This window comes from Spongiibacter pelagi (assembly GCF_014705705.1).
Classification (GTDB): domain Bacteria; phylum Pseudomonadota; class Gammaproteobacteria; order Pseudomonadales; family Spongiibacteraceae; genus Spongiibacter; species Spongiibacter pelagi.
In genome coordinates, this window is record NZ_JACXLD010000019.1 from 1 (window position 1) to 11,297 (window position 11,297).

At 53.8% G+C, this 11,297-nt stretch carries 7 protein-coding genes and 1 pseudogene; 5 read left to right on the forward strand and 3 right to left on the reverse strand.

Features of this window, described 5'->3' with window-relative positions; all coding sequences use genetic code 11:
* The first annotated feature begins 143 nt into the window (after window positions 1-143).
* Window positions 144-3,149: a Tn3 family transposase gene (locus IB286_RS14785; RefSeq protein WP_008246811.1), complete on the forward strand. Its 3,006-nt coding sequence runs from the start codon at window positions 144-146 to the stop codon at window positions 3,147-3,149.
* A gap of 253 nt (window positions 3,150-3,402) precedes the next feature.
* On the opposite strand, the pseudogene IB286_RS14790 reads toward IB286_RS14785, so the two are convergent.
* A pseudogene (locus tag IB286_RS14790) lies at window positions 3,403-4,011 on the reverse strand (Tn3 family transposase); the annotation flags it as partial.
* Here IB286_RS14790 and IB286_RS15850 point away from each other — a divergent pair.
* From IB286_RS15850 to IB286_RS14810, 4 genes are all read left to right on the forward strand, one after another.
* Window positions 3,908-4,348: an integrase core domain-containing protein gene (locus tag IB286_RS15850; protein ID WP_398285309.1), complete on the forward strand. Its 441-nt coding sequence runs from the start codon at window positions 3,908-3,910 to the stop codon at window positions 4,346-4,348. The pseudogene IB286_RS14790 and the gene IB286_RS15850 overlap by 104 nt on opposite strands.
* A gap of 202 nt (window positions 4,349-4,550) precedes the next feature.
* Window positions 4,551-5,720 (forward strand): IS4 family transposase, encoded by a 1,170-nt coding sequence (locus IB286_RS14800; RefSeq protein WP_190766893.1) that lies wholly within the window; start codon window positions 4,551-4,553, stop codon window positions 5,718-5,720.
* Window positions 5,721-6,058: 338 nt separating this feature from the next.
* Window positions 6,059-7,672: a tannase/feruloyl esterase family alpha/beta hydrolase gene (locus IB286_RS14805; RefSeq protein WP_223826447.1), complete on the forward strand. Its 1,614-nt coding sequence runs from the start codon at window positions 6,059-6,061 to the stop codon at window positions 7,670-7,672.
* Window positions 7,673-8,421: 749 nt separating this feature from the next.
* A complete protein-coding gene (locus IB286_RS14810; RefSeq protein WP_190766895.1) occupies window positions 8,422-8,769 on the forward strand; it encodes a disulfide isomerase DsbC N-terminal domain-containing protein in 348 nt (115 codons plus the stop codon).
* A gap of 180 nt (window positions 8,770-8,949) precedes the next feature.
* Here the strand turns inward: IB286_RS14810 and IB286_RS14815 are convergent, their stop codons facing one another.
* Together IB286_RS14815 and IB286_RS14820 are read right to left on the reverse strand one after the other, a co-directional pair.
* Window positions 8,950-10,497, reverse strand: coding sequence for an IS91-like element ISCR8/ISPps1 family transposase (locus IB286_RS14815; protein ID WP_011117152.1), 1,548 nt, complete (start codon window positions 10,495-10,497; stop codon window positions 8,950-8,952).
* Between the two features lie 108 nt (window positions 10,498-10,605).
* Window positions 10,606-11,172, reverse strand: coding sequence for a hypothetical protein (locus IB286_RS14820; RefSeq protein ID WP_398285312.1), 567 nt, complete (start codon window positions 11,170-11,172; stop codon window positions 10,606-10,608).
* Window positions 11,173-11,297 lie beyond the last annotated feature (125 nt).

The following is an 11,297-nucleotide window of genomic DNA, read 5'->3' on the forward strand; positions in this document are numbered from 1 at the left end:
TGGGGTCCTGGGGATTTTCCGTCTTAAAAAGACATAATCCTCTACAGCCCCCGTGGCTCCTGGCCTCCAGCGGGGTATTAACTTCCTCCTAGCCCTTAACTTGTCCCTTTCGGTTATTATGCTGAGCTTTTTAGGCATCAGATATGGCATATACCGAAAGGCTCCAGATCCTCATTGACTCAGAAATCAATGATTTGTACAGCCCTCCCAGTTTCACCCTCGAAGAACGTCGATTTTACTTTACTCTGAATGAGATGGAAGCCCGTGTCGCCAACGCTATCCGTAGCCGGGCTCACCGCTGTTTCTTTGTCGCTCTGTTGGGTTACTTCAAGTCCAGGCCTGTGGTTCTGAGTCCGAGTTTTGGCGATGTCGAAGAGGATTTGCGGTTTATCGCCAAAGAACAGTTGCCTGGTCCCGGTATCAGGCGCTTCTCATTGGATCAAAAGCAAAAGGATCGCCTATACCAGAAAATATTTGATCTCCTCAATTATCAAAAATGGCGGGATAGACAGGATCGAGGTTCCTTAATCACTCACTTACAGCAAACAGCTAAGTCGTGGGTTGAACCCCGGTATTTGTTCGATGCAACCACCGAGTATTTATCACTGCGTCGTATTGCAATTCCCAAATACACGGTGATGCAGACCGTGGTAAGCCAGGCGATGAAACAGGAACGAGAGCGTATTACTGCTTCGCTGCAAAACCAGTTATCAGGGAGGTTGTCGACTGAGCTCGCAAACTTGGTGGACGGAAAAGGGGCATTACCTCTGTCTAAATTGAGGTTGTCTGCCAAGAGCTTTACTCCCCCGGAATTGGAAAAGGAGCTCAAGGTGAACCGATTAATCGAGCCTTGGATGAGTGAAGTTAACACCGTGGTTAAAGCCTTATCGCTCTCAATAAAAAACCAACAGCACTTTGCTTCGATGGTTGATTATTATGGGAGCAAACTCAAGCGCTTTGACCGATCTACGCAGCAGCTCTATTTACTGTGCTATCTACAGGAGCGTGCCGAGCAAAATAGTGAGCGTCTGGCCGACGGTTTTGTCTACCACATTCGGAAAGTCCATGAGCAGGCCAAAGTGTACGCGAAAGAGGCAGCCTACCGGGACTGGGAAGGCGCTGCTGCCAATATCAGCAAGGCTGCGGAATTGCTCCATCTTTTTATTGATAACTCCATCGATGAAAAACAGCCTTTTGGTGCTGTAAAACGGGAGGCTCAAAAGCTGCTTAAATGTCGGGATATCGAGTCATTGTGCCTGTATCTTAACAAGCAAAAACGCGCACTTGATGATTATTACTGGGAATACTATGACCAACAAAAGCCGCTGTTAGAGAAGGTGCTACGGCCAATCTTCCAGTGTCTAGCCTTCCAGGCTACTGAGAACACACAGGCCCTGGCTACACAGCTAGCCGTCACTAAGGGCGAGTTAGCCACTGGTGCTATTCTCCAAACCATGAACCGACGGCTAATTCAGCCCAAACAGAAGGCATACCTTATTGATCAGGAGAACAACGTCCTACCGGATCGTTTTGAGTGGCTCCTATATCTGCAGATTCCCAGCAAGCTGAATGGACAGCTCTATCTCCCGACCGTCATTAAGTTCCGTTCTCTCCAGGATGATTTGGTCAGCAATGAGCGCTGGAAAGGCAAAAAGACGCTGATCCAACAATCCATGTTGCCTCGCCTGACGGCGAAACCCAGCAAACTAATCGAGACTTTATCCTGTGATCTCAACGATAAACTACAACAGGTCAGTCGGCGCATCGAAAACGGTGACAACCAAAACGTTATCCTGCGCAATCGCACCGGTAAAACAAAGTGGCGGCTGCCCTCAACCGGTGTTAAAAGTATGCTGAACAACCCGTTCTTTGACCAGATAAAACCGATTAATATTACCGATGTACTGCGCTACGTGGATCAGGAGACTGGCTTTCTGGACAACTTTGAACATGTACTACCTGTCCAGTCGAAAGGCCGTGCGAATGTTAATGATCTGTTGGCCGTTATTATTGGTAACGGCACTAATTACGGGCTGTACGGCATGGCCAATATCTCCGACCGGGCGTATGACCAACTAAAAGGTATCCAAGCCAATTACCTGCGGCCGGAGACGCTAAATAATGCCAATGATGTAATCAACAACTCGGTCGCCAGGCTGGCCATCTTTAAACACTACAATATCCAGGAAGACCTCATCCATGCCAGTGCCGATGGGCAAAAGTTCGAGAGCCGGTTGGAGACTTTTAAAACCCGGTACTCCTCAAAATACTTTGGTACTAACAAAGGCGTCTCGGCCATCACTTTGATAGCCAATCACGCAGCGCTAAACGCCAAGGTGATTGGCTCCAACGAACATGAATCCCACTACATCTTTGATTTGTTGCAAAGCAATACATCAGAGATACAACCCGATGTATTATCGACCGATACCCATGGGGTTAATCATGTAAATTTTGCCTTGTTGGATCTGTTTGGCTACACCTTTGCCCCCAGATATGCCCAGTTCGGCAAGGTCATTGAAGAGATGTTCAAAGTCAGTGAAAACAAAGACCAGGGCGTAACACTGAGTTTAAAAAAGCCGATTAAAACAGACCTCATCATTGAGCACTGGGATACCATCCAGCGTATTGCCATCTCGCTTCAGGAGAAAAGTACCACACAAGCGATTCTGGTTCGCAAGTTATCTGGTTACAGCAAAAGCCACCCGTTATTACAGGCCCTGACTGAGTACAACCGTATGATCAAGGCCATGTACTTACTGGACTATATCGACGATGCTAGTCTCCGGGGATATGTACAGCGAGCACTGAATCGAGGCGAGGCCTACCACCAATTACGCCGTGCTATCGCATCGGTTAATGGTAACCGATTCCGAGGTTCGTCAGATTATGAAATCAGCTTGTGGAATGAATGCGCGAGGTTGCTCACCAACGCCATTATTTACTTCAACTCAATGATACTGACCCGTTTACTGAGGCACTTCGAGGGCATTGGCGATGAAGAAAAGCTGGGGATTACAAAGCAGGTGTCGCCGGTGGCTTGGCACAACATTAATCTGAATGGGACTTATAGCTTCGACTTTGAACAAAACCTGATCGATATCGAGGAAATAATGCGGCCGATTACCGAAACTGGAGGAAATGTCTAAGTTAATACCCCTCTGGAGACCAGGAACCACGGGGGCTGTGTAGTATTATGTCTTTTTAAGACGGAAAATCCCCAGGACCCCACATTGGTGCGCATCTGGATGTCCACGTTGGGGTCTCCTCGTTTTCAGTGCAATAAGTGACGGTACGAAAAGCTAGCACTGGCGCGGAGGTGGTGTTGGTAGATCGTTGATTTCATTGACTTTCCTGTTCACTTTCAAATCTGCGATTCGTGGCGTCAAACCGTGGTCGGTTTCATCCATTGGTGCCAGTTATCGATGCATTTGGCCGCGAAGGCAGGATTTGGTCAGCATAGCGGTCAACCGGGAAGCGAAACACACCCCGCAAGTTGATGCTCTCCAGCCTGGTGGGCGCAATCTTCCCGATCAGTTCCGGTGGAATGACCTGGCGGCGGTTCGACCAGCGATCCAGGACCGCCTGCATCTGTGAGGTATTCCACGCCATCACGATGTTGGCCATCAGGCTCAACGCATCGGCCACAGCCTGCATTTCATCGACACGTTTGGCCTGCGCCGGGCTGATCCGGCCGGTATAAATGGCGCGCTTGAGGGCGTTAACAGCCTCGCCCCGATTGAGCACCCGGCGCAACTCGTTCCTGAAAGCGTCCTTGACAAAGTAGTCAGCCAAAAACGCCGTACGCAGCAACCGCCCCAATTGCACGCCAGCCTCATAGATTGGATCGCCCTGGGCGGCAGAACCGAACCGCGCAAGAGCTGCCACCGCACTGGCATGTCCGCTCATGACCGAGGCTGCCAGGTGCACCAGACTATCCCAATGCTTTTCGATCAAAGCGACGTCGACATTGGCTTCGCACACCGCAGCGATTTCTGCGGGCACTTTGGATGACAATGCTCACATCGAGTCGTGGTTCCGGACCTGCAAGTATGCGCCTGGCTATCCGCCGGGTGGCTTTGAAACGCTCGCCGCTGCGCGTGAGTGGGTGCTGCGGTTTGTAACCTGGTACAACGGCAGCCACCGGCATAGCGGGATTGCTTACGTAACGCCTGAGCAACGTCACAACGGTACGGCTGAGCCCTTGCTAGTCCAGCGTCGTGCTGTCTACGAGGCAGCCCGTCAACGGCATCCGTTGCGATGGAAGCGGCATCCGCGCCCCTGGCAGGCTCCGGATCACGTATGGCTCAATCCGCCGCCCGCGACGACGTTGAAGGCGGCAGCTTGATTTATGCGACAACTACCTTGACACGCACCGCTCTATGCTTCATTCTTGATGCGTCTACACTGCTGTCCGGTTAAATGACACGCGCCGAGCCGCGGATCGAGCAATGGCGCGGGTTGCGGGCTGATTTCATTTGGTGCCGATTTGAATCTTGATGCTCAAAAGTTAGGTAGTTTCCCGGGGTTGACATCCCCGAGGAGCACCTGTGAATTCTGGCAAGACCCTGTTCGCGCAGGTCATGGAGTTTGTGCCGTGGACGAGCTTTGCGCGTATCGTGCATCGCTACGGCGGCAACGCGGGCGTGCGCACGCTCTCGTGCGCCGAGCAGTTCCGCGCCATGGCCTTCGCGCAGCTGACCTGGCGCGAGAGCCTGCGCGACATCGAGGTCAGCCTGTCGGCCAACGCGAGCAAGCTGTATGCGATGGGCTTTCGAGCAGCCGTCAAGCGCTCCACGCTGGCCGACGCCAACGAATCGCGCGACTGGCGCATCTGGTTCGATCTGGCCGCCTTGCTGATCCGCCGCGCGCGCAAGCTGTACACGGGCGACTCGCTCGGTGTCGAGTTGGACAACACGGTGTACGCGCTGGACTCCACCACCATCGATCTGTGTTTGAGCTTGTTCGACTGGGCGCCCTTTCGCTCCACCAAGGCGGCCATCAAGCTGCATACGCTGCTGGACCTGCGTGGCTCGATTCCGGCGTTCATCCACATCAGCGACGGCAAGCTGCACGACGTGAACGTGCTGGACATGCTCAGCTTCGAGGCCGGTGCCTTCTACGTGATGGACCGCGGCTACGTGGACTTCGAGCGCTTGTACGCGCTGCATCAGGCCGGCGCCTTCTTCGTCACGCGTGCCAAGTCGCCGATGGATGCGCGGCGGGTCTACTCGGCGCCCGTCGATCGCGACGCCGGTGTGATCTGCGACCAACGCGTGATGCTCAATGGCTACTATTCGGCCAAGAAGTATCCCGAGCATCTGCGGCGCGTGCGATTCAAGGACCCCGAGTCGGGCAAGACGCTGGTGTTCCTGACCAACAACACGGCGTTGCCGGCATTGACCATCGCCGCGCTGTACAAGAGCCGCTGGCAGGTCGAGCTGTTCTTCAAGTGGATCAAGCAGCATCTGCGCATCAAGAAGTTTCTGGGCACCAGCGAGAACGCGGTGAAGACGCAGGTGTGGTGCGCCGTGGCCACCTACGTGCTCATCGCCATCGTCAAGAAGGAGCTTCACCTGGATGCCTCGCTCTACACATGTCTACAGATCTTGTCGGTCTCGGTCTTCGAGAAAACCCAGCTTTCATGCGCCTTGCAGCTCGATGACTCTGGAACTGAACTACCACTCGACGATAACCAATTGATTTTGTTTAACTTTTAACCGGACAGCAGTGATGCGTCTACCTTCCTCACAGCGAAAGTAAGTTCAAACATACGGCTTGGATAAACAGTAGTAAGGGATTGTAGCCGTGAAAACAATGTCGCTAAAACTTCAGGGATAGAATGGATTGCAGCAACGGTAGACTTGGTAAAGAATTGCCATAGCTGCGTCTAGTTAATTGCCGACATTGTTCTAGCTAGAGGTTAAGGTAAAAAGGTCCCTATAGATCTCTTTGTTGGCGTCGTCGCGTGGCACATCTCGCTATTTAGCAAGTTAAACTTTGCTACATGAGTACAAGATTTTAATAACGCAGAAAATCCAATTCCTAACCAGGAGATATGATGAAGCGACAGAAGATTACCAAGATTTACCCTTTGGCGACCTCAATGGCTGTTTTACTCACAGCTTGCGGTGGTGGCTCAGACGATACGACAAGCAATTCGAATGCAGCGGCCACTACAGTCTCAAAGCAAGCCACTGCTAGTCAGGTCTGTGCCACCTTGGCCGGCAAAGCAATTGGTGTGAGTCAGATAACTGCTGCCGACGTAAAAGCTGCGAAGGGAAGCGTGCCATCTTATTGCAAAGTTGCCGCCAAATTGGAGCCAAGTGTTAACTTCGAAATGAGCTTCCCGGATAACTGGAACGGCAAGCTTTACTACAGTGGCGGAGGTGGATATAACGGTGTCGTTGCTCAGGCAGACTCGGGGAACCTAGCATCCGCTCTAGCACAAGGATATGCGGTTGTGGCCAGCGACAGCGGCCACCAAGGCAACCCCTTAGATGCATCGTTTGCGTTAAATAATCCGGTTGCGTTAAGGCTCTTCGGGAATCTTTCGGTACCAAATGTAACTTCAGCAGCAATCGACGTGATTCAGGCGGCCTATGGCGCACCACCGGAGAAAAAGTATTTCGAAGGTTGCTCCAATGGCGGACGAGAGGCTCTAATGACTGCGCAACGTTTCCCTAACCTTTTCGACGGAGTTATCGCTCGCGCACCTGCGCTTAACTGGGCCGGCCAATTGGCCGGAGCATTCAACAGAAACGCAAAAGCGTTCGCGGCGCCAGGTGGTCAGCTCACGCCCGCAAAGATCACGCTACTTGCTAAATCTGTTCTGAACGCCTGTGATACAAAAGATGGCGTAAAGGATGGATTGGTATCTAATCCCAGTGCATGTACTTCTGCTGATTTCAATCCACAAGTCCTGCGCTGTGCTAATGGAGCAGACACCGGCGACAGCTGTCTTTCCGATGCGCAACTTAACACCATCAAATCTTGGACTGATCCAATCGACATTGGTACCGCACCAAATCCTGTGTTCCATAATGCAGGATGGGCCTTAAGCGGAAACGAAGATGATCCTGGTGCGTGGCCAACTTGGCTTACGGGCGCAAACGGCACTCCGGGCTGGCAGTTCCTCTTTCAAGATACGACTATAAAAAATATCATCGCTCGCGACCCAGCGGTTAATTCGCTCACGTATCCATTAGAACAGAATTACAACAGATTGTTCTCTCCGGCCGCAGAAGTGGACGCGACGGATCCTGATTTAACGCCAATGAAACGTCGTGGGGCCAAACTGATTCTTTGGCATGGTCTGAGCGATTCCGCACTGAGCTATAAAAATACCAATGAATACTATAATGCCGTCGCTTCGAAGGTTGGCGGACAACAGGCCCTAAGCGATTTTGTTCGCTACTATCAGGCGCCCGGCGTAAATCATTGTTCAGGCGGTCCAGGGGCAGATCAGTCGAACTTGTTAGTTGCCCTTGATAGCTGGGTTACAAAAAATACGGCGCCTGGCACGTTAGCTGCACAGAAAGTCGACAGTTCGGGAAATACCGTGTTAAGCCGTCCATTGTGCCCATACCCGCAGTATGCACGCTACGTCGGTCCTGCAAATGATGACAATGCCGCAAAGCAGGCATCAAACTTCGTCTGTACCAATCCATAACTCATGTGTGATTTAGCTTAAATAGCGGGAACCTTCCATCGATATGGCGGGTTCCCACTTTCAGAACTAGCTCATCATTACGTAGCGTATGAACGCTCACTTCCAGAAGGTGCCTGGAGCGATTCTGCGTCGACATTCAGATAAGACTTTTTATATATGTGTACTCCTGATGAATGATAAGTTGGTGGTGCAATCGCCTGCAGGAGTGAAATGTGAGCCAGTCACTCCGAACCCTGCAGACAAGTAAATTAAAATGGATCAAGACTTGAGTAACAGCACAGCTTTATTGAACGAAGATAGAGCGCTACAACCAGCGCTTCGGCAGGATTGCAGACCTTGCGTGCATGACGAGGGCTGCTATTCGGTTTAATAATATCTTCTCAGATGAGCATAATCATATTTAAGCGGTGAATTCGTAAAACCAATACGGCTTTGTAGTTAAAAAGCAAGGTGTATGTTATTAACATACACCTTGCCCTTATTGTCCTTACACTCAGCATTAGCCTTACAAAAAAATGGCGTGCATCCGAGTCTGGATCAACTGCTTAATATCACCTTGTGACAGAAATGCGTTGATTAAGGTGGTACCACGGCAGAATCCCTATAACAATGCGCGTGCCGGAAACAACGGCGTTCCGCCACAAGGTTAAACATGGTAGGCGCTTGTAATTCGTCGACTCCTAATTTGTACCAAGCAATTAATATGCAGGGCTTTAAACCATATGAGAAGGACCGTCCGGATGTATGCCTTGAAATTTATCGGTGCTACGATAATGCTCTTTGCAGCAGCACACACTATTGCAAGTTCGGTTGAGGATGAGATTAAAGCCAATCTATCAAAATTGCTTGCTGTTCCGATTGAAAAAGTAAGCAAATCTGGCTTTGGCGATTTATATGAAGTCATTCTAACGTCAACGAACATCGCTTACACTGATAAGAGTGCAAGTTTTCTTATTGTGGGTGGAGCAGTGCTAGACACAGCTACTAAGCAAAATTTAACAGAGATGAGAATCGCAGAGCTATCGCGCTTCGATTGGCGCAACCTGCCTTTGCAAGACGCAATAAAGACTGTAAAAGGCAACGGCGCTCACGGATAGGAAATTCAACCGCATGAGGCCAAGTATGGCACGAGTTTTGGGCCTCGAAACACGTTCGGCCAAGGAAGGTTGAGCGCTCGCTTGCCGCTCAATGGCAAGAGCTTGGGAGGCAGTATGCATTTGGGCCTGGCGCGCGCGCAGCTGCTTCCCCGCAGCGATGGATACCGCCGCTTCACTGGGTCACCAATTGACGCGCTGGTCTACCTCGTCGGGTTGAGCTGCCAGATCCCAATCCGGCTCGCCTTGCGCACCATCATCCACCGGCGCGTCGCAGCCCTCCCACAGCGGTGGCCCGCGTGCCGGGGTGATGTGCGGGGGGGCAGACTCCACCCCGATGTGGTTCAGGATGTGGCGGATTTCGGCGCTGTGGGTGATGAAGGCAATGATGCGCATCTGCCCACCGCACATGGGGCACAGCAGCGGAAATGCCTCGTAGATGCGGGCAATCAGCACCGCCCACAAGTAATGCGCCGCTCGCTTCGGGCGTGCTTCAGGTTCGGGTGTGGGTGTGGCCGCGTTGCCCGGCGCCGCCACCCCAGGTACGCCCGCGCCAGGTTGTGCAGTCTCCACCGTGGCTGGTTGCGACGCAGCAGGCTGAGCCAGCGCCGTTACCGCCGCTCTCAGCGGCGAGTTTGGTGCCAGCACACCAAAGTAGCGGTGCCGGTGGGTGCGTGGCGGTGGCACCAGCGCGGCGATGCGGTCGATCAGTTCCAGCGGTGTGAGGTGCAGCTCATCTGCCTTGGCACCACGCTTGTCACTGGTGGGCTCGCTGCGCTGTTTGGCACAGCGGTACACCAGTTTGCTTCCCTCTTTGCGTAGGCGCTCCATGGAAAACGGTGGACGCGCGCAATAGCGCAGCAGCCGCTCCAGCGCAGCGCGGTCGTGGGCTTCGATGCAGACACCGGCGTCCACCGAGAAGCCGCTGTGTTTGTAGCCCAGCATGTCTTTGGCGTCACAGTTCTCCAGCAGGCCCCGAGCAACGAAGGCGCGCAGGATGCGTTTTTGCAGTGTGGTCTGCACTGGGGCCACGGTAGCCGCATCGATGCCGGTGGCCGCGTGAAAGATGACACCCGGCGATGAGATTCGAGGGGTCGCATCAGCATCGCCCTCGCCCTCCACTTCCTCAAACACCCCGTCCACCACACAAACGTGGAAGTGGACGTGTTCATTGAGGCTGGAGCCGAATCGGTGAATGAAGGCGATGGCACCGATGTGCAGGCCTGCCTTGTCCATATGGGCCGCACCGGGGCTGTGGGTCTGCAGAGTTTGTGCGATCACCCGCAGAAAGATGCGCAGCACCATGCTCAGCACCGCTCCGTCGCGTTGCATGAAGTACCGCAACCTCTTGGGCACGGAGAGCACCCACTGGCGCACCGGCAGGCGGGGGAAAACGTGGTCGCTCAGGTGTGCCGCCGTCTCCACCATCCGCCGCGTGGTGCACGAGGGGCAGACTCCCCGGCCTTTGCAGGAGAAGGCTACAAAGTAGTCGTGCCCACAGTCGCCGCAGCGAGCGCGGGCAAAGCCATGGGCAAAGATGCCGCACTCAAGATACTTGGCAAACGCTTTGCGCACGAAGGGCTTGGGGGTGTGGTGGTCGCCCTGGCCGTCGAACTGACCCGCGCTGGCCAACTCTAGCCAGGTCTCGTAGTGCTCGGCTACCATTTGGTAGAGCAGCGTGCGTTCGGGGTGGCGTGGGTTGTAGAGCTTGGGCTTGGAAGTGGCTGACATGAATACTGTACAAATGCACAGTATTCTGCGGCGATTGTTTGGGTACGCAAAGCACAAGGCCCGAACCGTCGCCAGTTCGGGCCTTGTCAGGGTAGCTTGGCTGCGGACTTACTTGCGCGCAGGCGGCACATCCGTGCAGCTGCCATGCGCCACTTCCGCCGCCATGCCGATGCTCTCGCCCAGCGTCGGATGCGGGTGGATGGTCTTGCCGATGTCGACAGCGTCCGCACCCATCTCGATGGCCAGGGCGATCTCGCCGATCATGTCGCCCGCATGCGTGCCGACCATGCCGCCGCCCAGGATCTTGCCGTGGCCCCGGCCAGCATGGCCGTCTCCTGATCCTGCTTCGGGGCTGTCGTCGAACAGCAGCTTGGTGACGCCTTCGTCGCGGCCGTTGGCAATGGCGCGGCCCGAGGCCGCCCAGGGGAACAGGCCCTTCTTGACCTTGATGCCCTGCTGCTTGGCCTGGTCTTCGGTCAGGCCCACCCAGGCCACTTCGGGGTCGGTGTAGGCCACGCTGGGGATCACGCGGGCGTTGAAGGCGGCGCTGGCCAGTTCCTTGTTGCCCTGCAATTCGCCGGCGATCACTTCCGCCGCCACATGCGCCTCGTGCACCGCCTTGTGCGCCAGCATGGGCTGGCCCACGATGTCGCCGATGGCGAAGATGTGCGGCACATTGGGGTCCTGGGGATTTTCCGTCTTAAAAAGACATAATCCTCTACAGCCCCCGTGGCTCCTGGCCTCCAGCGGGGTATTAACTTCCTCCTAGCCCTTAACTTGTCCCTTTCGGTTATTATGCT

What these genes read in the sequence shown, in the direction of transcription:
- IB286_RS14785 (WP_008246811.1), top strand. Translation starts at nt 144, where the DNA reads ATGGCATATACCGAAAGGCTCCAGATCCTCATTGACTCAGAAATCAAT.
- IB286_RS15850 (WP_398285309.1), top strand. Translation starts at nt 3,908, where the DNA reads ATGACCGAGGCTGCCAGGTGCACCAGACTATCCCAATGCTTTTCGATC.
- IB286_RS14805 (WP_223826447.1), top strand. Translation starts at nt 6,059, where the DNA reads ATGATGAAGCGACAGAAGATTACCAAGATTTACCCTTTGGCGACCTCA.
- IB286_RS14815 (WP_011117152.1), bottom strand. Translation starts at nt 10,497, where the DNA reads ATGTCAGCCACTTCCAAGCCCAAGCTCTACAACCCACGCCACCCCGAA.